Annotated in this window: 25 protein-coding genes; 5 read left to right on the forward strand and 20 right to left on the reverse strand. The window is 63.3% G+C overall.

What is annotated here, in order from left to right; genetic code table 11:
* The first annotated feature begins 1 nt into the window (after position 1).
* Positions 2-1,021 (forward strand): ACR3 family arsenite efflux transporter, encoded by a 1,020-nt coding sequence (arsB, locus tag AC06DU_RS11415; protein WP_425477261.1) that lies wholly within the window; start codon positions 2-4, stop codon positions 1,019-1,021.
* Positions 1,022-1,023: 2 nt separating this feature from the next.
* A complete protein-coding gene (locus AC06DU_RS11420) occupies positions 1,024-1,482 on the forward strand; it encodes a helix-turn-helix domain-containing protein (RefSeq protein WP_023596209.1) in 459 nt (152 codons plus the stop codon).
* 219 nt (positions 1,483-1,701) lie between these two features.
* Here AC06DU_RS11420 and AC06DU_RS11425 read toward each other — a convergent pair whose 3' ends face one another.
* From AC06DU_RS11425 to AC06DU_RS11470, 10 genes are all read right to left on the reverse strand, one after another.
* Positions 1,702-1,878 carry a type I toxin-antitoxin system ptaRNA1 family toxin gene (locus tag AC06DU_RS11425; RefSeq protein WP_478202453.1) on the reverse strand — a complete coding sequence of 59 codons (177 nt, stop codon included), beginning with the start codon at positions 1,876-1,878 and terminating at the stop codon, positions 1,702-1,704.
* Between the two features lie 114 nt (positions 1,879-1,992).
* The gene (locus AC06DU_RS11430; RefSeq protein WP_023596211.1) at positions 1,993-2,250 is read right to left on the reverse strand and encodes a hypothetical protein; all 258 of its coding nucleotides are present in this window, start codon (positions 2,248-2,250) and stop codon (positions 1,993-1,995) included.
* Positions 2,251-2,252: 2 nt separating this feature from the next.
* Positions 2,253-3,914, reverse strand: coding sequence for a P-type conjugative transfer protein TrbL (gene trbL / locus AC06DU_RS11435; protein WP_023596212.1), 1,662 nt, complete (start codon positions 3,912-3,914; stop codon positions 2,253-2,255).
* Entirely contained in the window at positions 3,911-4,180 is a 270-nt protein-coding gene (gene trbK / locus AC06DU_RS11440) for an entry exclusion lipoprotein TrbK (protein ID WP_023596213.1), read from the reverse strand. Before trbK ends, trbL begins: the two co-directional genes overlap by 4 nt.
* Before the next feature lie 15 nt (positions 4,181-4,195).
* Entirely contained in the window at positions 4,196-4,981 is a 786-nt protein-coding gene (gene trbJ, locus AC06DU_RS11445; protein ID WP_023596214.1) for a P-type conjugative transfer protein TrbJ, read from the reverse strand.
* Between the two features lie 194 nt (positions 4,982-5,175).
* Complete coding sequence (traJ, locus tag AC06DU_RS11450) at positions 5,176-5,547, reverse strand: conjugal transfer transcriptional regulator TraJ (protein ID WP_023596215.1); 372 nt, start codon at positions 5,545-5,547, stop codon at positions 5,176-5,178.
* Positions 5,548-5,868: 321 nt separating this feature from the next.
* A complete protein-coding gene (locus tag AC06DU_RS11455; RefSeq protein ID WP_023596217.1) occupies positions 5,869-6,150 on the reverse strand; it encodes a TraK family protein in 282 nt (93 codons plus the stop codon).
* A 679-nt stretch (positions 6,151-6,829) separates the two neighbouring features.
* Complete coding sequence (gene repC, locus AC06DU_RS11460; RefSeq protein WP_425477258.1) at positions 6,830-7,735, reverse strand: replication protein C, IncQ-type; 906 nt, start codon at positions 7,733-7,735, stop codon at positions 6,830-6,832.
* Complete coding sequence (locus AC06DU_RS11465; protein WP_023596219.1) at positions 7,689-8,567, reverse strand: helicase RepA family protein; 879 nt, start codon at positions 8,565-8,567, stop codon at positions 7,689-7,691. The genes repC and AC06DU_RS11465 overlap by 47 nt, the downstream gene beginning before the upstream one ends.
* Positions 8,568-8,570: 3 nt before the next feature.
* Positions 8,571-8,804, reverse strand: a complete 234-nt coding sequence (locus AC06DU_RS11470) for an SPRY domain-containing protein (protein WP_031627275.1) — start codon at positions 8,802-8,804, stop codon at positions 8,571-8,573.
* 81 nt (positions 8,805-8,885) lie between these two features.
* On the opposite strand from AC06DU_RS11470, the gene AC06DU_RS11475 reads away from it, so the two are divergent.
* Both AC06DU_RS11475 and AC06DU_RS11480 read left to right on the forward strand, forming a co-directional pair.
* Entirely contained in the window at positions 8,886-9,890 is a 1,005-nt protein-coding gene (locus AC06DU_RS11475) for a hypothetical protein (protein WP_031627276.1), read from the forward strand.
* 120 nt (positions 9,891-10,010) lie between these two features.
* Complete coding sequence (locus tag AC06DU_RS11480) at positions 10,011-10,256, forward strand: helix-turn-helix transcriptional regulator (RefSeq protein WP_023596221.1); 246 nt, start codon at positions 10,011-10,013, stop codon at positions 10,254-10,256.
* Between the two features lie 90 nt (positions 10,257-10,346).
* Here AC06DU_RS11480 and AC06DU_RS11485 read toward each other — a convergent pair whose 3' ends face one another.
* The 4 genes from AC06DU_RS11485 to folD form a co-directional block, all read right to left on the reverse strand.
* Positions 10,347-11,549, reverse strand: a complete 1,203-nt coding sequence (locus AC06DU_RS11485; RefSeq protein WP_031627277.1) for a tyrosine-type recombinase/integrase — start codon at positions 11,547-11,549, stop codon at positions 10,347-10,349.
* A 306-nt stretch (positions 11,550-11,855) separates the two neighbouring features.
* A complete protein-coding gene (gene guaA / locus AC06DU_RS11490; protein WP_039521782.1) occupies positions 11,856-13,421 on the reverse strand; it encodes a glutamine-hydrolyzing GMP synthase in 1,566 nt (521 codons plus the stop codon).
* A gap of 100 nt (positions 13,422-13,521) precedes the next feature.
* Positions 13,522-14,979, reverse strand: a complete 1,458-nt coding sequence (gene guaB / locus AC06DU_RS11495) for an IMP dehydrogenase (protein WP_016903541.1) — start codon at positions 14,977-14,979, stop codon at positions 13,522-13,524.
* A 90-nt stretch (positions 14,980-15,069) separates the two neighbouring features.
* The gene (folD, locus tag AC06DU_RS11500) at positions 15,070-15,954 is read right to left on the reverse strand and encodes a bifunctional methylenetetrahydrofolate dehydrogenase/methenyltetrahydrofolate cyclohydrolase FolD (RefSeq protein WP_054591959.1); all 885 of its coding nucleotides are present in this window, start codon (positions 15,952-15,954) and stop codon (positions 15,070-15,072) included.
* Between the two features lie 49 nt (positions 15,955-16,003).
* On the opposite strand from folD, the gene AC06DU_RS11505 reads away from it, so the two are divergent.
* A complete protein-coding gene (locus AC06DU_RS11505) occupies positions 16,004-16,324 on the forward strand; it encodes a DUF1244 domain-containing protein (protein ID WP_046342931.1) in 321 nt (106 codons plus the stop codon).
* Positions 16,325-16,447: 123 nt separating this feature from the next.
* On the opposite strand, the gene AC06DU_RS11510 is transcribed toward AC06DU_RS11505, so the two are convergent.
* From AC06DU_RS11510 to AC06DU_RS11535, 6 genes are all read right to left on the reverse strand, one after another.
* On the reverse strand, positions 16,448-18,304 hold the full coding sequence (locus AC06DU_RS11510; RefSeq protein WP_478202454.1) for a monovalent cation:proton antiporter-2 (CPA2) family protein: 1,857 nt from the start codon (positions 18,302-18,304) through the stop codon (positions 16,448-16,450).
* 172 nt (positions 18,305-18,476) lie between these two features.
* Complete coding sequence (gene galU / locus AC06DU_RS11515; protein WP_016903544.1) at positions 18,477-19,370, reverse strand: UTP--glucose-1-phosphate uridylyltransferase GalU; 894 nt, start codon at positions 19,368-19,370, stop codon at positions 18,477-18,479.
* Positions 19,370-21,277: a polysaccharide biosynthesis protein gene (locus tag AC06DU_RS11520; protein WP_024939212.1), complete on the reverse strand. Its 1,908-nt coding sequence runs from the start codon at positions 21,275-21,277 to the stop codon at positions 19,370-19,372. Before AC06DU_RS11520 ends, galU begins: the two co-directional genes overlap by 1 nt.
* 13 nt (positions 21,278-21,290) lie before the next feature.
* Entirely contained in the window at positions 21,291-22,268 is a 978-nt protein-coding gene (locus AC06DU_RS11525) for an MraY family glycosyltransferase (protein ID WP_478202455.1), read from the reverse strand.
* The gene (gene lapB, locus AC06DU_RS11530) at positions 22,268-23,446 is read right to left on the reverse strand and encodes a lipopolysaccharide assembly protein LapB (protein WP_016903547.1); all 1,179 of its coding nucleotides are present in this window, start codon (positions 23,444-23,446) and stop codon (positions 22,268-22,270) included. Before lapB ends, AC06DU_RS11525 begins: the two co-directional genes overlap by 1 nt.
* A 6-nt stretch (positions 23,447-23,452) precedes the next feature.
* Complete coding sequence (locus AC06DU_RS11535) at positions 23,453-23,758, reverse strand: lipopolysaccharide assembly protein LapA domain-containing protein (protein ID WP_024939214.1); 306 nt, start codon at positions 23,756-23,758, stop codon at positions 23,453-23,455.
* Between the last annotated feature and the right edge of the window lie 44 nt (positions 23,759-23,802).

Below are 23,802 nucleotides of genomic sequence, written 5' to 3' on the forward strand. Positions count from 1 at the left end.
GATGAGCGGCTTCGAGCGTTACCTGACGCTGTGGGTGGCCCTGTGCATCGTCGCCGGCGTTGCGCTCGGCCAGGGCCTGCCTGGCGTGTTCCAGGCCATCGGCCGCATGGAGGTGGCCCAGGTCAATTTGCCGGTCGGCCTGCTGATTTGGGTGATGATCGTCCCGATGCTGGTCAAGATCGACTTCGGGGCGCTGCACCAGGTCAAAGAGCATTGGCGCGGCATCGGCGTCACGCTGTTCGTGAATTGGGCCGTCAAGCCGTTTTCGATGGCTCTGCTCGGGTGGCTGTTCATCCGGCAAGTCTTCGCCCCGTTTCTGCCGGCCGATCAACTGGACAGCTACATCGCGGGCTTGATCTTGCTGGCCGCCGCACCCTGCACGGCTATGGTGTTCGTGTGGAGCCGGCTAACCAATGGCGACCCACTTTTCACGCTCTCGCAAGTGGCCTTGAACGACGCCATCATGATCGTGGCCTTCGCGCCCATCGTCGGCTTGCTCCTGGGCATGTCCTCGATCACGGTGCCCTGGGACACGCTGCTGATTTCGGTCGTGCTCTACATCGTCGTGCCGGTGATCTTGGCGCAGCTCTGGCGGCGTCATCTGCTCAAGCGAGGGCAGGCCGCCTTTGACCGGGCTATGCAGAAGATCGGGCCGTGGTCGATGGCCGCGTTGCTGCTAACGCTGGTTCTGCTGTTCGCCTTCCAAGGCGAGGCCATCATCCGGCAGCCGCTGGTGATCGCCATGCTGGCCGTGCCGATCTTGATTCAAGTGTTCTTCAATTCCGGGTTAGCCTATTGGCTGAACAAGCGGGCCGGGGAAAAGCACTCCATCGCCTGCCCTTCGGCCCTGATCGGTGCCAGCAACTTCTTCGAGCTGGCCGTGGCGGCCGCCATCAGTTTGTTCGGCCTGCACTCCGGCGCGGCCCTGGCAACCGTGGTCGGCGTCCTGGTCGAAGTGCCGGTAATGCTCTTGGTTGTGCGTGTAGTGAATCGCTCGAAGGGCTGGTACGAACGAGGTTGAACATGGGCAAGAAAGAAACTGAGGAAGCGATTGCAGACAGCCGCGCCGGCCGCGTTGCCGGGCGGTTCGGCTCGGTCGATGAGCTGCTGGCTGATCTGAAAGCCGACGACACGCCGGAGAACCTGGAAAACTGGTTGCACGAGAAAGCCGGCCCGACCCATGACGCATTGAAGGCCGACCCGGCCCGCGCCGTCTCGGCTGACCTGGTGCGCCACACGCTCGATGAGCTGCCGGCCCAATGCGACTCTTCGGCCGAGCTAGCCGCACAGGAACGGGAATGGCTGGATGCGCCGGCTGTGGGCCGCGAGCTGCTGACGCCCTACGGCCCCGCCGAGGCGCTGACCACGGCCGAAGCCGTGGCCGCGTTCCTGGCCGACGCCGAAGCTACTGCCGACCCGGCCTACATCGAGCACGCCCGCGAAGTTGCGGCACGTGCGCGGGCCATGCACGGCATCAAATAGCGAAGCTGGCCAGCATCGCCATTTCTGGCGGTGCTGCAGGTGGATCTCATCGCCGGAAATGACGATGCGAGATCCACGCCAAGGGAGAAGTACAGGGCGGCCGTCATCGCCCGATCTGGCGATGCTCGAGCACGCAGTCGCGCATCGTCGCTTCTGACGATGCAGGCCCGGAAACGACAAGGGCGGCCAGTGGCCGCCCTTGCTGTTCTTGGTGCGCGTCTATGCGGCGAGAGACAGCCGCACGGCATCCAGGGCCTCGCGGAAATCGTCCCGCGTCGCCTGGCCCGTCTCGGCCTGGTAGTACAGCACCATGAACATATTGGCGACGGCCTCAGCCATCGGTGAGAGCTGCCGCGCCGCGTCCTGGTCGAGCCAGTCAAGGGACGCGAGCTGCATAGCTGCGTGCTGCACTGCCTGCGTTGCATGGGTAGGATTCAAGGTTGCCATGATTCACCTCTGTGGTAGGTGGGTTGTGGAAGTGTCGGCCGGCCCCACGCCGGCCGGCGCGCTTTATCGCTGTCCGCTGCTGTAGATGCCGGCGGCCTCGGCCAGCGGCGTGTTCCTGTTGCTGCCGCTGTAGCTGTTGCTCGATGGCCTGGCGGCCGGCCTGGTGATCTCGAAGGCAGACGGGGCAGGACGATCAACGAAGGCCGTCACTTCCGCCGCTGCATCAAGCTCGGTTGATTGATCGCCAGGCTGTTCAAATTCCACCGCGGGCTGCTGCGCCTGGTCGAGCGTCAGGCAGTCGAAAAAGCCACTACGTTTCATAGTCACGCCTCCGATTTACCGTGATCGCGGTTGGCGAACGCGGTCACTTCATCATCAGGATCGGCAGCGGCCGAATCGGCCCCTGCAAGGTTGTTTCCGCCGAATGTCGGCACCGACTCGACAGCGGCGGCCTGGTCGCTCTCCGCGCTCGCCCTGATAGCCGCCGCGATCTTCCCGCCGGTGGTGTCTGCGATGCGTTCGACAGCGGCATCGCGGATGCTGGCGGCCTTGGCCTTGGCAACCTCGCCAACGCCTTGCACCAGGTTCGCGCCAGCGTCGGCCGTGACCCGGCCAGCCGTACCGAGCGCCGCAGCGGCCGATGCCAACAAGCCGGGGCCGGTGCTGCCTGGTGCGGCCTGCTGGCCGCCTTGCTGGGCTTTCGTGCTACCGGCTTCGTTACCACCCTTCGAGCTGGAACCTCCATCCGATTTACCGGATTGCTGCCCATTGCGACCACCCGAGCCGCTGGCACCGCTGCCCGAGCTACTGCCGAAACCGGCGGCCTGTGCAAGTGGTGTAGTGGTGCCGGCACCTGAGCTTGAACCACCATCAAAGCCGGCAGCCTGCGCAAACGAGCCGGCATCACTGCCGGAGTCGGAGCCGCCGCCGAGCATGGGCATTCCGCCCGACTCGCCGCCGGCGCTCGACCCCGCATTCTCGAACGCTGCCTTGATCGCCGACATGCCGCCAGCGGCCGAAGCCGCGCCACCCATCACGGCCGCACCGGCCACGCTTGCCGCACCGGCGGCCATGCTCGCCGCACCCATAGCTGCACCGATGGCAGCGCCTGCGCCGAAGTTGCCGATGCCACCCGCGCCACCAATACCCGAGCCGGTAATGATGCCGGCGACCAGAGGGGGAACACGATTGACCAGCATGAGCAGCGCCACGCAGAAAACCAGCATCACGCCCAGCTCTTCAAAGTTCAGCGTACCGGTGTTCATCCTCGCGTAGAAACTGGAAAGCAGGTCGTTCCCGATGCCGACCAGGAGCACCATCGTCATGATCTGCACGGCCACGCCCAGCACGGTCTTGTAGTAGTTGATCGCCATGTCGGACGTCCAACGCGAGCCACCGAAGCCGAGGAAGAAGATGCCGGCGTACATCAACAGCCAGCCCGAGACGAGCAGCAGCAGCATATTCACGGCGACAACTGCCAGCAGGATCAGGATGCCGACGCTCAAGGCCACACCGATGAAGCTATCCACGGGCGACCAGATCGACGAGTTTGTGAATGCCTGCTTCAAGATCATGAAGCCGATATCCACGATGCCCGAGGGTGTCACCGACGCCACCCCGGACGCCTGCTCACCGATCCGGGCCAGTGACTGAATGATCGAGTTGGCGAAGGCCGGGCCGTTGCGCAGCAACCAGAGGAAGAAGCCGAAGAACAGAATGAAGCGGATGAACTCGGCGAAGAACTCGCCAATGTCCGCCTTGCGCAGCGCCATGAAGCCGAACGTGAAAACCAGCGAGATCGTGCCCAACGTCCAGAACAGGAACATGGCGGCATTCATCACCACCGTCTGCCAGGATGTGGCCCGCGTGGCGAACTCCGTCACCACCTGGTCAAGCATCCCCTGGTTGGTGAGCTGGGCCGATGCGGCGGTGGAGTAAAGCGCTAGGGCGACGCCGATCAGCGCCGCCTTGTGCAGTGCTTTCATGGCTTCGCCTCCTTCTGGTCTTTCGGGTCGGCCAGTTCGAGCCAGTTCATGGGCTTCTCGGTCGGCGCGATGCCGCCGGCGGCCGGCGACCGGCGCGAGCACAGCCCGGCGAATTTCTCGCGCGTGCCCCTGTCCTCGATCTTTTTGATCGCCTCGATCTGGCAATTGGTGTCATTGACCTCGGGCATGGGCGGGATGGCCGGCTTGTTATCGCAGCCAGCCACCAGCACCACCACGAGGCCGGCAAGCAGCATCGTTTTCTTCATGGTGCAGAGCCTCCGTCAGCGGGTCAGTTCGAGCCAGTTTCTCGGGCTGGCCGTGCGCTCGATCCTGGATTCCCTGGAAGTCGCGCCGGCGGCCTGCTGTTGCGCCTCAAGGTCGGCCTGGGCCTGCATCCTGGCCGTCGCGGCGTTCTGCTGCGCGATCAGCAAGCCACGGATTTGCAGAAGCTGGTTTGCCTGGTTGGCTGCGAGCTGGTTGGCGAAACCGATGGCCTGCATCTGGCCGGTCGCGCCCTGCGCGGCCGACTGGAGCCGTTCGAGCTGGCGAGCGTCGGCGGTAAGGTTGCGCTGCTGGTGCTCCAGGCCCTTGAAAAGCGCGTCGTTCGCCTTCTTCTGGCTCTCGCTCGCCAGGCGGCGATTTTGCTCCATCGCGGCGCGCTCGGCATCCGAGCACCCGGCGGCCGAGAAGCACGGCGAGCTGCGGTAGTAGCTCACGTCCTGGAACTTGCCCAGGTAGGCGTCGAGGCTGCCGAGCTGGTTCCTGTAGTAGTCCAGCGTGTTGACGGCATTCATCAGGCCGTTGATCGTGGACTGCGCCTGATCCCAGATATAGGCCGCCGGGGCCATCGTGTTTTGCAGCATGTTCTCGTACTGCTGCAATTGGGTCTGGTACTGCTCAATCTGCTTGAGCGTCTGCGCCACCGACTCGATGGCCGTCATGACGTTCTGCACCAGGTTCCCGCCGTCGATGACGGGAATGCCGGCCTGCGCGGGCGTGATGATGATGCTGCCGGCCAGGACGGCGGCGAGTGCGGTTTTAGCCGCTAAAAAGCGATGCTTCTTCATGTCGATAACCCTTTCTGAAAGTGGCTTTCAGGGTCATCGAATAGCTGCGCCACGTAGCTAATCGGTACTTGACCAGGGCGACACCGATGCCCGGCCTTTTGGGTTCATGTCACGGTGTCATTGCATGTCGATGCTTCTATACCCCCTATCGTTGATGATGGCACTGCCCATCAAATTTTTAGCCGCTAAAACGCTCAAGGCTTAGCCCTCGGCTGCACCACCGACTTCATAAGCTGGCTCATTTCGTCCTGGGTGGCCTCAATCCGCCCCAGCAGGGCAAGGATCGTGGCATCGCCGAATCGGGCCGTGCGCGGGTCATCGGTGAGCCATAGCTTGAGCAAGCCGCCCAGCCGGCCAAGGTCGCCGTTCACGCGCACCAGCTCGCGCACGTAGTGGTAGTCCATGACTCCCTTGACCTGGTAGCCCTGCCCTACGTCGCGCAGGTAGCGCGCCACGCTGATTCCCGCCATCTTGGCGTTCGCCTCGATCAGTTCGCGCTCTTCTGGAAGGCAATACACCTTGATCGGCGGGCTGCCCTTCCTGGTAATTTGTTTCTCGTCGCCCATGTGTCCTCCAACCGGCGGCAGCCGGTAGCCTCGCAGAGCAGGATGCCCCGTTGAGCGCCCCCGGCGCGAATAAGGGGAAGTGAAGAAGGACAACCCGCTTGCGGGTGGGCCTACTTCACACATCCTGCCCGCCTTACGGCGTTGTTTTTGCCTCGCATGACTCATCGAATTTCGCGCTGTAAGCGCACCGTCGGTTCGCAACAGCGCGCCAGCAGCGCGAGAATCGACGGAAATGCCCCGTTTCCGCGCGCTTGCAGCGATCCAACAACCAACAACCGTGTTTCAGCCACGCGCTTGCAGCGATTGAGCACGGGTCTTTCCTCACTTCGTGCTGCTCTGATTCATGGAGCCAGGTGGCGCATTGGTGATGTGCTGGCGAACGTATTTCAGGAACGTCTCATATCGAAAAGGGATACGGCCGGTTTCGCGCATGTACTCCCAGATGATCTTGAGCGCGTAGCCGGCCTCCATCGCTTCCTTCACGTCCGCGCGTGCCGCCATGAAAGCGGCCAGGTAGTCCCTGCGCTTGATCTGCGAGGTCTGCTGCTGAAGAGCGAGCCGTGCGGCCAACTCGGCGGGGTAACTGCTTTCTGTCGTCGCCATGTCCGTAAACCTCCGTTATCAACTGAACTACTCCGAAGGTTACGGAGTGCCGGCCTGCACAACATTCCAATAATTGTCCGAAATGGTTGACATGGAGCCGTTGACACGGGCACGCCTATAGAAACAGGGATGGCAACCCATTCAGCACGGAAGGTTGGACGCCAAGAGGGAGAGGCCGAGAGAATCTACCGCCGCTCGGCCCCTCAAGTGTCAATGAGTGGATCGCGTCGTCAGAGCTGGCGATGGGGCCCTCGGCGCATGGTCGGATGTGGCGATGGTCGACCGTGAGCCGATCTTGGCCAGCCTCGCCGGAAATGGCGATGCTGCAGCTCGATGTGTGCGCGAAAGCAGGTTTGGCCTCATGTCGCTGTCGCGGCCGGGCACCGAATGGCACTGTTGTATGTTGTAGCGCGCTACAACATACAACATACAACGCCAGTCATTGACACTTGAGGGGCACAGCGTTTTAGCCGCTAAAAAGACCAACCGGAGCTGACCACCCTTCTGGCGTAAAACTCAACGGCCGAAGGCCGATGATCGGCAAGGGCTTGGCGTCGCCCAAGGGCGGCGGCAAGTGCCGCGCCTAGTGGATGATCTTGGAAGATCATGGATGGAATTCACGGACTAGCCGCAAGACCGCACCGTTGCTGTGTTTTTCAGCTTTGGCCGGGGAACGTTGCTACGGGTGAAGGGGAGCGTTGCTACGGAGGTTGGGGAACGTTACTACGGGCTTTGGCCTGCCGATTTCCCACTTCCCTGCCGCATACTCGCTCACCTTCCAGCCCACGGCGGCCAGCTCGGCCAGAGCCTTGCGAGCCTTCTGGCGGCGCTTCTTCATGGCCTCGGCGTTCGCCTCGTCCGGCCAGACGTAACCAGAAAGAGTATCCAGCTCCACGCGCCCAGCTTTCCCCGGGTCGATCCAGCCGCATAGACGCTGGTGAATCAAGCGGGCCGGGTCGGTTTGTAACGACCGCACCTCGGCCATGTCGATGCGGGTATGCGGGCGCCTTCCAAGAATCGCCTCCGTAATCTGAGGGTTCAGCGCGACGAATAGCCGCCCATCTTCCTCATCGAAGTCATGGCTCATCAGGTGAAAAGACTTGTGCTTGAGCCCCTTGGTAACCATCACGGTCACGTTTGTCATGCGCAGCAAGCACGCCTTGATCGCCCTGATGTTGTCGCCGCCATCGGTCAAACCGATCTCGCCTAGCAGACTGGTCATGCTCTCGCGCACGACAAGCGCATCCTGCCTTACCGCATCGAACTTCGGTTCAAGAAGTAGACGGAGCTGCTTAGGCAAGTCCCCTGATGGCTCTGGCGTCAAGATGATGCCCTTCGGCCCTCCAAGAGCCACAAGACCTTGCAGCAGGCGCATGTCATCAGCACCAAGGGGCTCGAAGCCGACGAACCGCGCTTGTGCATTCTCGGCGTAGTGATACGTCACATCCAGCTTGAGCTTCTTCCGTTCACCGCGCTTGAGACTGCGAAACAAGCCGGGAACCAAGCAGTGCATTGGATCGTGCCTGGCATGGGTGAGGTCAAAAGCCATCGCCTCGCCTCCGGCCATCACGTCCCTTTTCTTCATTCCTGCTGGCCTCATTCAGCTCCACCGGCACCAGAACGCCGCCCGCGTGCCGCATGTACCAGCGATCAAGCGGCGTAGCGTCGTAGTTCTGCTTGCTAACGCCGAAACGCACGAAGTAGCCGCGCCGCTCATTGCCGATGGGCTGCCGATCATGAGCGCGGTCGCTGAGGCGCTTGGCCTCGTCCTCAGTCATGCGGGCGACGTAGCCGCACCATCTGGCGTTGTCGATCAGCGCGGACGCGCCGCGCGCGGCCTGCTGCTGGTCGGTCTGCCCTTCGCGGGCGCTTCCCTTGCTGACGTGGTGCAAGTAGAGCACGGATGCGCCTGTGGTAGCCGCTACCTGCTCCAGCACGGCCACGAGGTGGGCCATGTTGCCGTTGCTGTTCTCATCGAGGGCGTGAATGCGGCTCAGGGTGTCCAGCACGATCAGCCGCGCCCCGGCGCTGTACTCGATGACGCGGCGCAAGTGGGCATCGTCCATGATGTTCAGACGCTTGCCCATGATCGGCTCAACCGCAAGGTTCTCTGCGATGGCTTGGCGTGCTGCGGGTCCGAGGTGCTGACCGATAGCGTGAATGCGCCGTACGAGCGCGGGCGGCGGGTCTTCCCCGGCCAGATAGACTACGCGCCCGGCGTGCGCGGGGGCGAGGCCAACGAGATCGCCACCGGCAACGCTGCATGCGATGCTCATGGCCGCTTCCAGCGCCCAGAAGCTCTTGCCCGTGGCTCCCGGAGCGACGAGCGCACCGACTGTTCCCGCGAGGAAGCCCGGCCATATGAAGTCCAGCACCGGCGGTTCGCACTCGAACGCCGCCAGTACGTCAATCGCCACGACTCAGTTCCCCGTTCCGTATAGGGACTCGTCGCTCAACACCTCGGCGATCTGCGAGGTTCGGAAGTAGACGCGCCGGCCGATTTTCAAGCGAGCCTTGTTGATTCGCCCCGCCCATTCGCTCGCCGTGCGCAAGCTGACCCGCAGGCCATCCGGTGATCGATCCAGGACAGAGGCGAGCTGCGCCATGCTCAGTAGTGGGCCGAAGCGTTGCAGCAGCGTGTCTTCTATCGTCATTGCGTAAACCTCCGTTATCAACTGAATTGCTACGAAGGTTAGGCGTCATTAGAGTTGCCAACATCCCTTTTGTTGTCCAAAATGGTTGACATGAAAAATGTGTCAACCACCATCATTTCCAAGGGCTGCGATCCCACTGTCGCGGAAGCTATCAAGCAGTTCCATGATCGGTGGCAGCCCTACTCCGCATCGTCGCGGCAACACCCCATCGTTCGGCTGATAGAAGAACTGATCGACCCCGCCGTGGTCACGTATACGGAAAAGCTTCCACTGCGCTACGTGGGCCACATCCCCGGAGCAGGGACAGGGGTGGGCCTGAGCGGGATCATTCGATTGATCGGGTTTGATGCGATGGTTCGCTTGCAACGGGAGCTGCTACGGAAGTTCATCCGCCAGGAGGACTGCGCAAGCACAAGGGACAAACGATTTACAGCAACTCTCGAATCGCTGTTTGAGCTGATATGGGCCTGCGCCTGCAAGCAACCGGTGGAATCTCCAATACGAGGCTCGGATGGCAAACCACGCGGCTTGAATGGAAGACGCCGGCAAGGATTTTGTCGGTTTTGCGGAGAGCTTACCGCCCTAGCTTCGTTTGCAGGCGATGAATCTCAATTGCGCGGAGCCGCTGACACACTTCGCTTGAGCAGCCTGTACTGTGCGGCGCATCAGCCCAAGTTGCTGAACGGCGCGGGAAACCCTACCTATAGACAAGCAAAACGATCTATCGCTCAGTTTGATCTCGAATTGGCCCGACTTAGTCAGCAATGCGCGAAGCGATCCAACCCCCATGCGGCGGCATCCGGCGACAAACTGGTTGATAACTACTTCTTTCACTACATGCTAGGTCAAACCTTGCAGCCTGCCGACATGGCTGAGCTACGCAACCTGGCACGATTGATGGTGGACTCGAAGCTGTCAGACACCAAGAAGAAGATTTTGATGCTCCAGTATTCCGGGCTAAATCAGTCAGAGATTGCAGAGCAGCTTTCGAGCAACGATCAACGGCCGCTGACGCGCCAAGCAGTATCTAAAACCCTTAAGGCACTGGCATCCATCCCTGCAACGTTTCACCTGAAGAAGCAATAGAGACGCCCATTTCCTGCCCCGCCACATGTCAACCAAAGTGGGCAATCATTAGGCCGACCTGATCCGAATTACCGGGCACCATCAGGCACGTGTTCGCAAGTGACTGAAAGAGGCTAGGGGATGCAGGCAACGACAAGTAAGACGCTCATCAATCGCAAGAAGCTGCTGGCGATGATCCCACTATCTGAGCGCACGATTTTCAACATGGAGCAGCGCGGGGAGTTCCCGCGCCGGATCGCACTCACTAGCCGAAACGTCGCCTGGGACTTGGCAGAGGTCGAGGAATGGATCGAGGCGCGCAAGTCATCGGGCACTCAGGCCGTGCGTCCCGGCTTCACCCAGTCGGTCGCAGCCGCCGCTTTTTAGCCGCTAAAACGCCGCGCCCCTCAAAGGTCAAAACACCCGAGGCCATGCCTCAATGCTCGGGCGGCGCTATCTAATCTGCCCTCGCCTGACTTACGCCTTCGGCCGTTTCAGTGTCCATTCGTCGATCATGTCCGCCCAGTCCTGCAACATCGCCGTGCGCTGCTCGCGGTACTCGGCTTTGTTGTAGACGGCCCTGACGCCCTTCTGCTCGTGTGCTAGGCACTTCTCGATCCAGTCCGTGTTGTAGCCGGCCTCATGCAGCAACGTGCTGGCCGTTCGCCGCAAGTCATGTGGGCCGAACTTGGCGAGCGACTTCCCTTCCTTCTGCGCCAGTCGATACGTCAAAGTCAGCACCTGGTTAAGCGTGGCGCTGCTCATGGGCAAGTCCGAGTCATACCGTGACGGCAGCACATAGTCCGATCCGCCGGCAAAGGTTTTCAAGGCAATGAAGATGTCCAACGCCTGGCGGGACAGAAACACCAGGTGGGGATTGCGCCGCTTCATCCGCTCTTTCGGGATCGTCCAAAGCGCGTCGCTAAAATTGATCTCGCTCCAGGTAGCGTTGGTCAGCTCACTCTTGCGCACCATCGTCAGCAGCAACAGCTTGGCCGCCGCCCGGATGGATGGCGTCGTGCCGATGCGCTCCATGTACTGATACATCAGGCCGATCTCGTCGGGCGTCAGCGCACGGTCGCGCGGCTCGAACCTGGCGATGCTCGTCGGGCGCACCAGCTCTGCCGGGTTCTCGACCTTCTGGCCGCGCTCGATGGCCCAGCGAAAAACCTGTAACACCACCTCGCGGACATGCACTGCGGTTGCCGGTGCGCCGCGCTCCACGATGGCATCGGTCAGCGCGCGCAAGTCCTCGTGGGTGATCTCCGCCAGCTTCTGATTGCCGAATTTCGGCTTCAGCTCGCGCTCGTAAACGGAGCGGCGCATGTCACGGGTGGAATCGGCCATCTGGTAGCCACGCAGCCACTTTTCCGCCCAGGCCCCGAACGTCTCCGCGTCCTTGACGCGGGCCTTGTCACGCGCCTTTTCCTTGGCCGGCGACTTTCCGGCCGCGATCATCTTCTTGGCCTCGCCCAGCCGCTCACGGGCTTCCGCAAGGGTGATGCCGCCGACACCGTAGCGGCCGAAGGTGATGGTCTCCTGTCGGCCGTGGATCGAGTAGTTGTAGCGGAACGAGATCGCCCCGGCAGGCGTGACGGCCACATAGAGGCCGTCGCGGTCGTTTTCCTTGTAGAGCTTGTCCCTCGGCTTGAGGTTACGCAGCTTGGTATCGGTCAGCATGGTTCTCGCCCTGGTTCGGCTCAAATACCATGACCTAGAGTCAGCCCATCCTGTCGTAAAAACTCAATGAAATCATTGAATTACGTCAGATCAATACCATGACAACTAGAAAGACGGCTGCATGGTATTGATGGAACATCATGGCATCGAAGCATTCAATGCCATCCATCATGCCATGAAAAAGTAGTGCTTGGCGATGCCAAAGATTGCCAGTCGGTGCCGGACGAAATCACAAAAAAATCCGCATTTACGCGGGCTTAGGTGTGTTCTGGTGCTACTCGGTGCCAGTCGATGCCAGACGCCCAATCACTCCCACTCGATCGTCGCCGGCGGCTTGCCGGAGATGTCGTAGACCACGCGCGAGACGCCGCGCAGTTCGTTGATGATGCGGTTGCTCACCGTGCCGAGGAAATCGTACGGCAGGTGCGCCCAGTGCGCGGTCATGAAGTCGATGGTTTCCACTGCGCGCAGTGCGATCACCCATTCGTAGGCGCGTGCATCGCCGACCACACCGACCGACTTGACCGGCAGGAACACCGCAAACGCCTGGCTGGTCTTGTCGTACAGATCGGCCTTGCGCAGTTCGTCGATGAAGATCGCATCGGCCTTGGCCAGCAGTTCGGCGTATTCGCGCTTCACTTCGCCCAGGATGCGCACGCCCAGGCCCGGGCCCGGGAACGGATGGCGGTACACCATCGTGCGCGGCAGGCCGAGTTCGACACCGAGGCGGCGCACTTCGTCCTTGAACAATTCGCGCAACGGCTCGACCAGGCCCAGCTTCATGTGCTCGGGCAGGCCGCCGACGTTGTGGTGGCTCTTGATCACGTGCGCCTTGCCGGTCTTGCTGCCGGCCGACTCGATCACGTCCGGATAGATCGTGCCCTGCGCCAGCCACTTGGCATTGGCCAGCTTGTTGGATTCCTCGTCGAAGATATCCACGAATAGGTTGCCGATGATCTTGCGCTTGGCTTCCGGGTCGCTGACGCCTTCGAGCTTGGCAAAGTAACGATCGGCCGCGTTGACGCGGATCACCTTCACGCCCATGTGCTCGGCGAACATCGCCATCACCTGGTCGCCTTCCTGCCAGCGCAGCAGGCCGGTATCGACGAACACGCAGGTCAGCTTGTCGCCGATCGCCTTGTGCAGCAGCGCGGCGACCACCGACGAATCGACGCCACCGGACAGGCCCAGGATCACTTCGTCATCGCCCACCTGCTCGCGCACGCGCGCGATCTGGTCGTCGATGATGTTGGCCGCCGTCCACAGCGTCTGGCAGCCGCAGACATCGACCACGAAGCGGCGCAGCAAGGTCTGGCCCTGCAGCGTGTGGGTGACCTCGGGATGGAACTGCACGCCGTACCAGCGCTTGTCCTCGTTGGACATCGCCGCCACCGGGATGCGGTCGGTCACCGCGGTGACGGTAAAGCCCGGCGGCACCTGCGACACGTGGTCGCCGTGGCTCATCCACACATTGAGACGCGACGCGCCGGCATGATCGGTCAGCCCTGCGAACAAGGCATCGGCGGCCACCACATCGACTTCGGCATGACCGAATTCGCGCTGGTCCGCCGCCTCGGTCGCGCCACCCAGCTGCGCTGCCAGCGTCTGCATGCCGTAGCAGATACCGAACACCGGCAAGCCGCTGTCGAACACTTCCTGCGGCGCGACCGGCGCACCCGGCAAGGTGGTCGACTCCGGACCACCGGACAGGATGATGCCCTTGGCGCCGAAACCGGCGATCTCCGCCGGGTCATGATCCCAGGCCCAGATCTCGCAATACACCCCGATCTCGCGGATGCGCCGCGCAATCAGCTGGGTGTACTGCGCGCCGAAATCGAGGATGAGGATCTTGTCGCTGTGGATGTTGGTCATTGGCGCCGGGAATCGGGAACGGGGAATCGGGAATGGGCAAAGCGGCGCAGACGCTGGTTCATCGATTCCCGACTCCCGATTCCCCATTCACGCACGGGCATTAGCCCATGCGGTAATTCGGCGGTTCCTTGGTGATCTGCACGTCGTGGACATGGCTTTCGCGCTGGCCGGCACCGGTGATGGTGACGAACTTCGGCTTGGTGCGCATTTCCTCGATGGTCGCGCAGCCCACGTAGCCCATCGTGGCGCGCAGACCGCCGATCAGCTGATGGACGATGCCACCGACCGGGCCGCGATACGGCACGCGCCCTTCGATGCCTTCCGGCACCAGCTTGTCGGCATCACTGGAATCCTGGAAATAGCGGTCCTTGGACCCCTTTTCCATCGCGCCCAGGCTGCCCATGCCGCGGTAGCTCTTGTAGCTGCGGCCCTGGAACAGCTCGACCTCGCCCGGGGCTTCCTCGGTGCCGGCGAACAGGCCGCCGACCATCACCGTGGAGGCGCCGGCGACCAGCGCCTTGCCGATGTCGCCCGAGTAGCGGATGCCGCCATCGGCGATCAGCGGAATACGGTCCTGCAGCGCCTCGGCGACCATGTCCACCGCGGTGATCTGCGGCACGCCGACACCGGCGACCACGCGCGTGGTGCAGATCGACCCGGGGCCCACGCCGACCTTGACCGCATCGGCGCCGGCGTCCATCAATGCCAGCGCGGCATCGCCGGTGACGATGTTGCCGCCGATCACCTGCAGCTGCGGATACGCCTTCTTGACCCAGGCCACGCGATCGATCACGCCTTGCGAGTGGCCGTGCGCGGTATCGACGATGACCACGTCCACGCCGGCCGCAGCCAGCAGTTCGATGCGCTGTTCGGTGTCGCCGCCCACGCCGACCGCCGCGCCGACCAGCAGGCGCGTAGACCCGTCCTTGGCCGCGTTGGGGTTGTCGGTCTTTTTCTGGATGTCCTTGACCGTGATCAGGCCGCGCAGCTCGAAGCTGTCGTTGACCACCAGGATCTTTTCGATGCGGTTGCGGTGCAGCAGCTCCAGCACTTCCTCGTCACTGGCGCCTTCGCGCACGGTGATCAGGCGATCCTTCTTGGTCATGATGTGGCGGACCGGATCGTCGAGCTTCTTCTCGAAGCGCATGTCGCGGCTGGTGACGATGCCGACCAGTTCGCTGCCATCCACCACCGGCACGCCGGAGATGTTGCGCGCGCGGGTCAGCTTGAGCACCTCGCCGATGGTCGTGTCCGGGCTCACCGTAAACGGCTCGGTGATCACGCCGGATTCGAATTTCTTGACCCGAGCAACTTCGCCGGCCTGCTGCGCAGGGGTCAGATTCTTGTGGATGATGCCGATGCCGCCCAGCTGGGCCATGGCCACCGCCAGGCGGTGCTCGGTCACTGTGTCCATCGCGGCCGAGAGAATCGGCAGTTTCAGGCGCAGATCGCGGGTCAGCCGGGTTTCCAGGCTGACGTCCTTGGGCAGGACGATCGAATGAGCGGGGACGAGGGAAACGTCGTCGTAGGTGAGAGCTTCAGCCTGGATGCGGAGCATCGGCGGACCCGAGTTTGGGGAAGCGCGGCATTTTACCCTGAAAGCCTTCACGAAGACACAACGCGACTGCAATGCAGCGTTACGCGCGCCTCAGCCAGCCGCGTCGGCCGCTTCCAGCGTGTTCTGCATCAGCGTGGCGACCGTCATCGGGCCGACTCCACCCGGCACCGGCGTGATCCAGGCCGCACGTTGCACCGCTGCGTCGAAACCGACATCGCCGACCAGGCGACCGTCGTCCAGCCGATTGATGCCGACATCGATCACCACTGCGCCTGGCTTGACCCATTCGCCCGGAATCAGGCCCGGACGACCGACTGCCACCACCAGGATGTCGGCATTGCGCACGCTGGCTTCCAGCACCTCGGGCGGGGTGAACTTGTGGCAGCTGGTGACCGTGCAACCGGCGATCAGCAGCTCCAGACCCATCGGCCGGCCGACGTGATTGCTCACGCCCACGATGGTCGCGTTGCGGCCGCGCACCGGCTGATCGGTGTGCCCCAGCAAGGTCACGATGCCGCGCGGCGTGCACGGACGCAGGCCGAACTCGCGCAGCGCCAGGTGCCCGACATTCTGCGGATGGAAGCCGTCGACGTCCTTGCGCGGATCGATGCGCTGGATCAGGCGATTGGCATCGGGGATGCCCGGCAGCGGCAGCTGGATCAGGATGCCGTGGATCTTGGAATCGGCATTGAGCTGGTCGATCAGCCGCGCCAACTCCGCCTCGCTGGTGCCCTGCGGCAAGTCGTAATCGAAGGCCTCGATGCCGACCTTCTCCGCCGCACGCCGCTTGTTGCGCACATACACCGACGAGGCCGGGTCGCCGCCGACCAGCACCACCGCCAGCCCTGGGCGCGTCTTGCCGGCGGCCAGGCGCGCATCCACGCGCAGCTTCAGCCCGTCGAGCAGTTCCTCGGCGATGCGGCGACCATCGAGAAGGCGGGCCGGAGCAGAGGCAGCTGGCGCGGAAACGGTCATGGGGCGTCAGGTGTAGAGTCGAAGGCCGTCTATTGTCCCCGATTCCGTCATGACCGACACCACCTCGACACCCGATTCCATCACCACGTCCATCGAAGCGGCCGCATTTCGCCGTCTGTTGCAGCATCTCAACCAGCAGCGCCCGGATGTGCAGAACATCGATCTGATGATCCTGGCCGGCTTCTGCCGCAACTGCCTGGGCGACTGGTACCGCGAAGCCGCCGAAGCGCACGGCCAGCCGATGAGCAAGGAGCAGGCACGCGAAGCGGTCTACGGCATGCCGTTTGCCGACTGGAAACGGCAGCACCAGAAAGACGCCACGCCCGAGCAACTGGAAGCCTTCGCGGCCGCTCAACGCCGGCACGGCTGAGTCGGTCGACTTGTCAGCTCAGGCCGGCAGCTTGGTGCCGGCCGCTCTATCACCCCAGGTTTTTTCTCGACCAGCCGAGGCAACCGCAGCACCGACCCTGCTTCGGCTCACGCCGCACACGACTCAGTCGCGGGTCACGGCTTCGGGCTGATTGGCCTGCGGTACCGCATCGGGATTGAGCGTGCGGCTCTCCCGCCGCGGCGGGGTGAACGGCGTGGGCTTGGGCACGGTCGGCGTGAGATTGCCGTACATCAGCCCTGCCACGGCGCCGGCACGCGTGTTGCCGGCCGCAATCTCCAGTTCGAACCGCTCGGCATCGCGACGCCGGATCTCGCGCGCGATGGTGACCGCCTCGTCCTCGTCCACGCCCAGCTCGACCAGGGCCGCCTGCCCGAACGCCACTGCCGACTCGAAGGTCTCGCGAATCTGGTAGTCCACCCCGGCAGCGACCAACTGCAATGAATGCTCACGGTCGAACGAGCGCACCAGCAACCTGGCGTGCGGGAACTCGCGCGTTGCCAGCTCGACGATGCGATTGGCCGCCTCGCGGTTGTCGATGCACACCGCGATCGCGCGTGCGCTGTGCGCACCGGAGGCATGCAGCACATCGAGCCGGGTGCCGTCGCCATAGTAGATCTTGAAACCGAACTGTTCTGCGCTCTGGATCATCTCGATGTCGTTATCGATGATGGTCACATCCACATCGCGCGCCAGCAGCGACTGGCTGGCAACCTGACCGAAGCGCCCGAACCCGATGATCAGCACGCTGCCGGTCTGGCCACTGACGGCTTCCACGCCTTCCAGCGACGGCTGGGCGGCCGGCGTCAGCCGTCGCTGCAACAGCACGAACAGCGGCGTCAGCGCCATCGACAACACCACGATCGCCGTCAGGCTGGCGTTGACCTGTGCGTCGATGACGCCAGAGGCCGATGCCGCCGCGAACAGCACGAAGGCAAACTCGCCGCCCTGCGCCATCAGCACGCCACGATCCAGCGCCTGGCGATGGTCGCTGCGCATCAGTCGCGCCACGGCGTAGATGCACGCGCCCTTGCCGAGCATCAGGGCCAGCACACCGGCCACGATCAGCCGCCAGTCGGCCGCAACCACATGCAGGTCCAGGCTCATGCCGACGCCCAGGAAGAACAGCCCCAGCAGGATGCCGCGGAACGGCTCGATATCCGCCTCGATCTGATGCCGGAAGGTGGATTCGGACAGCAGCACACCGGCCAGAAACGCGCCCATCGCCATCGACAGCCCACCGACCTGCATCAACAGCGCCGCGCCCAGCACCACCAGCAAGGCCGCCGCCGTCATCACCTCGCGCGCCTTGGACGCGGCCAGGATGCGGAACAAGGGATTGAGCAGCCAGCGCCCCGCCACCACCAGGCCGACGATGCAGGCCAGACCGATGCCGATGTCCTGCCAGCGTTGCGTCGCCGCCTGCGGGTCGCCGTTGGCGCCCATCCAGGCCACGATCGCCAGCAGCGGCACGATCAACAGGTCCTCGAACAACAGGATCGCCACGATCTTCTGGCCCGGCGGCAAGGCGACATCGCCCCGCTCTGCCAGCAACTGCATCACCACCGCCGTGGAGGTCAGCACGAAGCCGGATGCAGCCACGAATGCCACCGGCGGCGCGAAGCCGAGCAACAGGCCGATGCCGGTCAGCACCAGCGCGCACACTGCGATCTGCAGCGTCCCCAGGCCGAAGATCTCCTTGCGCAGGCTCCACAGGTGGGACGGCCGCATTTCCAGCCCGATCACGAACAGGAACATCACCACGCCCAACTCGGCCACGTGCAGGATCGCCTGCGGGTCATCGAATAGGCCCAGGCCGAACGGACCGATCGCCAGACCCGCGGCCAGATAACCCAGTACCGAACCCAGGCCCAGACGTCGGAACACCGGGATGGCGACCACGGCAGCGCCCAGCAAGGCCACCACGTTGATCAGTTCGCTGGATTCGGCAGGCTGGCTCATGCCGAGGATTCTAGCCGCAGGCGCGTACCACGGACTTGCACCAGCGTGCCACGCTAGCAAAGCCGCCTGACGTGTCGATCAGCCAGCGGTACGGCGTTCTCGCCCAGCGAGGCCCCAAACGACGAACGACGCCGGATGGCGTCGTTCGTGGATGCAGGCGATGGCCAGGCAATCAGCCGCGCGCGTCGGCCTCGGCCAATGCGGTGCGCAGGATTTCCTTGGCCGGCCCGCCATGCTTCTCGTGCTCAAGCGCGAAATGCACGGTGGCCTCGATCAGGCCGATATGCGCGCCGCAATCGAAACGACGGCCCTCGAAGCGGTAGGCGTCGACGGTTTCCTGCTGCAGCAGTCCGGCAATCGCATCGGTCAGCTGGATTTCGCCACCGGCACCGGCGCCGGTCTCTTCGAGCAGTTCGAAGATCTTCGGGTTGAGCACATACCGGCCGACCACGGCCAGATTGCTCGGTGCCACTTCCGGCTTGGGCTTTTCGACGATGGCGTTGATGCGCCCCTTGCGACCATCGAACGCATCGGTGGCCACGATGCCGTAGCTGGCGGTCTTGTCGTGCGGCACATCCTCCACGGCGATGACGCTGCCGCCCGAGGCTTCGGCCACATCGGCCATCTGGGTCAGCGCACCGGCACCCCGGTTCCAGATCAGATCGTCCGGCAGCAACACCGCAAACGGCTCGTCACCGACCACGGCCTTGGCGCACAGCACGGCGTGCCCCAGGCCGAGCGCTTCGGCCTGCGTCACGAAAATGGCGCGCACGCCTTCCGGCAAGGCATGCCGCACCAGCTCCAGCTGTTCGAGCTTGCCGGCGCGCTCGAGCTTTTGCTCCAGCTCGTAGGCCTTGTCGAAGTAGTCGGCGATCGAGTGCTTGTAGCGATTGGTCACGAAGATCAGCGTGTCGCAACCGGCCTGGATGGCCTCGTCGACGGCGTACTGGATCAAAGGTTTGTCGATGATTGGCAGCATTTCCTTCGGCACCGTCTTGGTTGCCGGAAGAAAGCGGGTCCCAAGACCTGCGACGGGGAATACGGCCTTGCGAATACGCTTGCTCATTAAAGTCTTCTGACCTCACGTGCGGGGAATGGAACGACCGTATCAGATCGCGCGTCGACTTTCCGTCGAGCAGCCGCAAAATCCGGCATCAGACTGCCCAGCACAGTCTCCATCGCCTTGATGTCGTAACGGTTAACCGCCTCACGCAAGCGCGTCACCAGCTGCAACACCTGCTCGTGCGAGAACTCGCGCACACCGGCTTCCAGAATCTTGGGATGCGCGGTTGGGCGATAGTCTTCGTCGGAATAGAACAGGGTTTCGTGCAGCTTCTCGCCCGGACGCAGGCCGGTGTAGAGGATCGCCACATCCTTGCCAGGTTGCTTGCCGGCAAGACGGATCATCTGCTCGGCGAGCAGGCGGATCGGCACCGGCTCACCCATGTCCAGCGTATAGATCGCGCCATGCGAGGCAGAGGCCGCGGCCTGCACCACCAGCTGGCAGGCTTCCGGAATGGTCATGAAGTAACGCGTCACATCCGGATGGGTCACCGTGACCGGGCCGCCCTGGCGGATCTGCTCACGGAACAACGGCACCACGCTGCCGGCCGAATCCAGCACGTTGCCGAAACGCACGGTGATGAAGCGCGTTGGCGCATCGCGCGCGTCCAGGCTCTGGCAGATCATCTCCGCGTAACGCTTGCTCGCGCCCAGCACGTTGACCGGCTCGACCGCCTTGTCGGTGGAGATGAAGACGAAGGTCTCGATGCGTGCGCGCTGGCAGGCGCGCGCCACGTTTTCGGTGGCCAGCACGTTGTTGCGTACCGCCTCGCGCAACTGCTCTTCCAGCAGCGGTACCTGCTTGTAGGCGGCGGCATGAAAGACGGCATCCGGCAACGCGGTGTTCAAGGCATGCGCGACCACCGCCGGGTCGCCGCAATCGCCAAGCACGCGCACCACCTCGATATCGGGGAACAACCGACGCAGGTCCGAATCGACGGTCAGCAACGCCAGTTCATCGATCTCCAGCAGCACGATGCGGCGCGCACCGTGCCGGGCGCACTGGCGGCAGACTTCTGACCCGATCGAACCACCCGCGCCGGTCACCATCACCGTCTTGTTGGTCAACCAGTCGCGAATCAGGCGCCAATCCGGGGTAACCGGCTTGCGGTTGAGCAGGTCCTCGATCGCGACCTCCTTTAACTCGCCGGGCAGCGAGCGCCCTTCCAGCACGTTGATCAGCTTGGGCACCATGCGGAACGGCAGCCCGGTACTTTCGCAGATGGCCACCACACGCTGCATGCCCGAGGCATCCAGCGACGGGATCGCGATGACCAGCAGTTTGGCCGCCGTCTCCTTGGCGATGGCTGCAGCCTGGTCCAGGTTGCCCAGCACATTCAGGCCCTGGATCTTGGCGCCATGCAGATTGTTGGCATCGTCCAGATAGCCGACCGGCACAAATGCGCCGGTGCGGCGCAGATCACGGACAAGACCCTCGGCGGCGCGACCTGCGCCAAGGATCAAGACGCGTTGCGCAGCATCGCCGGAGTGCGCGATCTGGTAATCCTTCCAGGCGCGATACAGCAGCCGCGGCGTGCCCAGCAGCGCCGACAGGGCAAAGGGATAGACGACCAGCACCGACAGCGGCACTCCGTCCAGGCGGTCATAGGACAGCGCCAGCACGATCGCGACCAAGCCGAGAAAACTCGACTTGAAGATGTTCCACAGGTCCGGCACCGAGGCGAATCGCCACAGCCCGCGATACAGGCCCATCTTCCAGAACACCAGGCCTTGCGCGACCAGGACCACCGCGGTGCGCCAATCCCATAACGGCAGATCGGGAGCCTCGCGCAGCATGGAGTAGCGGCCTGCATGCAGCAACTGCCAGCACACCCACACCATCAACAGGTCATGCAGCACCACCGCTGCTTGCGGCAGGGCCTTGGTCAAACGGTCACGCCAGGAAATCATAAAAGTCCGTTACTCAGGAATTGCGCAATCCATCGCGCAGGAAGTGCCAGATTGCGGTGGCACCCAGTCCCCATACCAGGGCTCCGGATACCTGCAGCCAAGTTGCATCATGACGAAGTAACACATACAAGCAGACGACGGCGACGCTGAAAGCGAAATAAATACCGGTTACCGGAACGTGCGTCTCAAGCCTGCGTGCCAGACGCTGATAGAGATGTTGGGCGTGTGGCTCCCACCACCGTTGCCCGGCGAGCATGCGAGACAGCAGCGTGAAGCCGGCGTCTACAAGCAATGCTGTCAATGGCAACCAACTGATCCACCAGCTCACCTGGCCGCTGGCCACCGTCAGCGCCAGCAGCGCAGCCAGCACATATCCCAACGCACCACTGCCGCCGTCACCTAGAAAGATGCGCGCACGCGGAAAGTTGAACGGCAAAAATCCCAGGCAGGACGCGGCGACCGCAAGACCGGCCCAGGCCCAGGCGCCAGGCACGACGGCAGCAAACGCCAGCGCGGCCAGGGCCGCTTGGCTGCTGGCCAGGCCGTTGATGCCGTCCATGAAGTTCCAAACATTGATCAACACCACCGACGCCATGGCGGTGAGCACACCATCCCAGAGATTGCCGGTGTAATGGCTGACCAGCCAGCCCAGCATGACCGACGCCAACAGGTGGATCGCAAAACGCAGCCCGGCCGAGAGCGGACGATGGTCGTCCCACCAACCCACCCCGGCCACCAGCACCAGCCCGGCCGCGAACCAACCGAGAATCTGGCCTGCAGCCGGCCAGATCACGCCAGCTGCCACGCACCCGGATAGCAGCGCCGCCACGATTGCCATGCCACCGCCACGTGGGGTCGCGACCACATGGCTGCGGCGTTCACCCGGATGATCGAGCAGCCGCCGATGCAGCGCGTAACGTCGCAACAACCAGGTTCCCAGTGCCGCGACCGTCAGGTGCAACAGACACCACCACAGCCAGGCCTGCGGCATCAGACCACCGCGTAGTTCAACAGCGGCTTGACCGTGCCCCATTCCTTGCAACTCGGGCATTGCCAGTGATGGGTCTTGGCGCCGAAGCCGCAGCGGGTGCAGCGGTAACTCGGGTTGCGCACCAGCAACTGGTCGGTAATGTGCTTGAGGTCCTGCAAGGTGCCGACCGGGTCGCTGCCTTCGGCCAGGGTCAGGTCGATCAACGCCGATTCGCCGCGGACCGAGGGCCGGTCCTTGAGCTGGCGGCCCAGGTAGGCCAACGCAGGTGCCACACCGTCCTGGGCTTCCATCAACTGCGTCAATGCCAGCACCGGGGCGATGCCGCGATAGTGCTCGGTCATCTCGGACAGGAAATTACGTGCGCCGGCGATATCGCCGACCCGGCGATAGGCCGCCATCAATGCGGGAATGATCTCCGGCAGGTATTCCGGATCGTGCCGCGCAGCGCGCTCGAATGCGCGCACTGCCGCTTCGTCGTGTCCGCGCTCGGCTTCGATGCGTCCTTCCAGAATGCCGGCGCGCACCGAGGTGCCATCGGCCTGGTAGGCACGCGCGATCGCCTGCAATGCTTCGTCGGGCTTGCTCAGGCCACGATAGCGGTCGGCCAGCTCGCACTCGAATTGCGAAATCAGCTTGCCCATCGGCTCGCCGGTGACTTCTTCGTAACGGGTGGCGTTGTCGATCGCCTTTTCCCAGTCGCGCTCGGCCTGATAGATGCCGATCAGGTGACGCAGCGCCTGCGGCGCACGCTGATCCAGTTGCGCCAGTTCGGTGAACACGGTCTCGGCACGATCCAGCAGGCCGGACTTCATGTAGTCCTCGCCCAGCGCCAGCAAGGCCTGCACGCGCTGCTGATCGGTCAGGTCGGCGCGTTGCACCAGGCCCTGATGCAGCCGGATCGCGCGGTCGACCTCACCGCGGCGACGGAACAAATGCCCCAACGCGACCTGGGTCTCGAAGGTTTCCTTGTCCAGTTCGGCGATATGCAGAAACAGCTCGATCGCCTTGTCCGGCTGCTCGTTGAGCAGATAGTTCAGGCCACGAAAGTAGGTGCTGGACAGGCGACTGACCTGGGTATCGCCGTGGCGTTGACCACCGCGGCGGCCAACCACCCAGCCCCCCAGCGCTGCCAACGGCACGAACAGGAAGAACCAGATCCACTCGGTCAGAAAGTCCATACGCGCTTACAGTCCATCAAAGGGGCGCGGCTCGACTGCGGCAGGCGCAATGGGCCTGGCGTCGGCGCGACTGACTGCAACCGCCTTGTTGGCCTGGCGCAGTTTGGAATAGAGGGGAATGACCACACTGACCAGCACCATGCCGGCGCCGATCAACACACCGACCAGCAGCGCGACGATGATCGCGATTCCGGAGGTCGTGTGCACACTAGAGAAAAGGAAGTCGAGAGTGACGTCCTGGGAATTGACCGCACCGATGATCAGACCGACCAGCAGGAAGGCCAACATCACCAGCAAGCGAAACACCTTCATGGCCAGACTCCGTCGAAAGAGGCTTAGCTTAACCGAGCCGACAT

The sequence above is a fragment of the Xanthomonas sp. NCPPB 3200 genome (genome assembly GCF_056393585.1).

What these genes read in the sequence shown, in the direction of transcription:
- folD (WP_054591959.1), bottom strand. Translation starts at nt 15,954, where the DNA reads ATGACCGTTTCCGCGCCAGCTGCCTCTGCTCCGGCCCGCCTTCTCGAT.
- arsB (WP_425477261.1), top strand. Translation starts at nt 2, where the DNA reads ATGAGCGGCTTCGAGCGTTACCTGACGCTGTGGGTGGCCCTGTGCATC.
- guaA (WP_039521782.1), bottom strand. Translation starts at nt 13,421, where the DNA reads ATGACCAACATCCACAGCGACAAGATCCTCATCCTCGATTTCGGCGCG.
- AC06DU_RS11510 (WP_478202454.1), bottom strand. Translation starts at nt 18,304, where the DNA reads ATGAGCCAGCCTGCCGAATCCAGCGAACTGATCAACGTGGTGGCCTTG.
- trbJ (WP_023596214.1), bottom strand. Translation starts at nt 4,981, where the DNA reads ATGAAGAAGCATCGCTTTTTAGCGGCTAAAACCGCACTCGCCGCCGTC.
- AC06DU_RS11520 (WP_024939212.1), bottom strand. Translation starts at nt 21,277, where the DNA reads ATGATTTCCTGGCGTGACCGTTTGACCAAGGCCCTGCCGCAAGCAGCG.
- guaB (WP_016903541.1), bottom strand. Translation starts at nt 14,979, where the DNA reads ATGCTCCGCATCCAGGCTGAAGCTCTCACCTACGACGACGTTTCCCTC.
- AC06DU_RS11430 (WP_023596211.1), bottom strand. Translation starts at nt 2,250, where the DNA reads ATGAAACGTAGTGGCTTTTTCGACTGCCTGACGCTCGACCAGGCGCAG.
- AC06DU_RS11470 (WP_031627275.1), bottom strand. Translation starts at nt 8,804, where the DNA reads ATGACGATAGAAGACACGCTGCTGCAACGCTTCGGCCCACTACTGAGC.
- traJ (WP_023596215.1), bottom strand. Translation starts at nt 5,547, where the DNA reads ATGGGCGACGAGAAACAAATTACCAGGAAGGGCAGCCCGCCGATCAAG.
- AC06DU_RS11425 (WP_478202453.1), bottom strand. Translation starts at nt 1,878, where the DNA reads ATGCAGCTCGCGTCCCTTGACTGGCTCGACCAGGACGCGGCGCGGCAG.
- trbK (WP_023596213.1), bottom strand. Translation starts at nt 4,180, where the DNA reads ATGAAGAAAACGATGCTGCTTGCCGGCCTCGTGGTGGTGCTGGTGGCT.
- AC06DU_RS11420 (WP_023596209.1), top strand. Translation starts at nt 1,024, where the DNA reads ATGGGCAAGAAAGAAACTGAGGAAGCGATTGCAGACAGCCGCGCCGGC.
- AC06DU_RS11525 (WP_478202455.1), bottom strand. Translation starts at nt 22,268, where the DNA reads ATGCCGCAGGCCTGGCTGTGGTGGTGTCTGTTGCACCTGACGGTCGCG.
- AC06DU_RS11480 (WP_023596221.1), top strand. Translation starts at nt 10,011, where the DNA reads ATGCAGGCAACGACAAGTAAGACGCTCATCAATCGCAAGAAGCTGCTG.
- AC06DU_RS11505 (WP_046342931.1), top strand. Translation starts at nt 16,004, where the DNA reads ATGACCGACACCACCTCGACACCCGATTCCATCACCACGTCCATCGAA.
- trbL (WP_023596212.1), bottom strand. Translation starts at nt 3,914, where the DNA reads ATGAAAGCACTGCACAAGGCGGCGCTGATCGGCGTCGCCCTAGCGCTT.
- AC06DU_RS11475 (WP_031627276.1), top strand. Translation starts at nt 8,886, where the DNA reads ATGGTTGACATGAAAAATGTGTCAACCACCATCATTTCCAAGGGCTGC.
- AC06DU_RS11455 (WP_023596217.1), bottom strand. Translation starts at nt 6,150, where the DNA reads ATGGCGACGACAGAAAGCAGTTACCCCGCCGAGTTGGCCGCACGGCTC.
- galU (WP_016903544.1), bottom strand. Translation starts at nt 19,370, where the DNA reads ATGAGCAAGCGTATTCGCAAGGCCGTATTCCCCGTCGCAGGTCTTGGG.
- AC06DU_RS11535 (WP_024939214.1), bottom strand. Translation starts at nt 23,758, where the DNA reads ATGAAGGTGTTTCGCTTGCTGGTGATGTTGGCCTTCCTGCTGGTCGGT.
- AC06DU_RS11485 (WP_031627277.1), bottom strand. Translation starts at nt 11,549, where the DNA reads ATGCTGACCGATACCAAGCTGCGTAACCTCAAGCCGAGGGACAAGCTC.
- lapB (WP_016903547.1), bottom strand. Translation starts at nt 23,446, where the DNA reads ATGGACTTTCTGACCGAGTGGATCTGGTTCTTCCTGTTCGTGCCGTTG.
- repC (WP_425477258.1), bottom strand. Translation starts at nt 7,735, where the DNA reads ATGAAGAAAAGGGACGTGATGGCCGGAGGCGAGGCGATGGCTTTTGAC.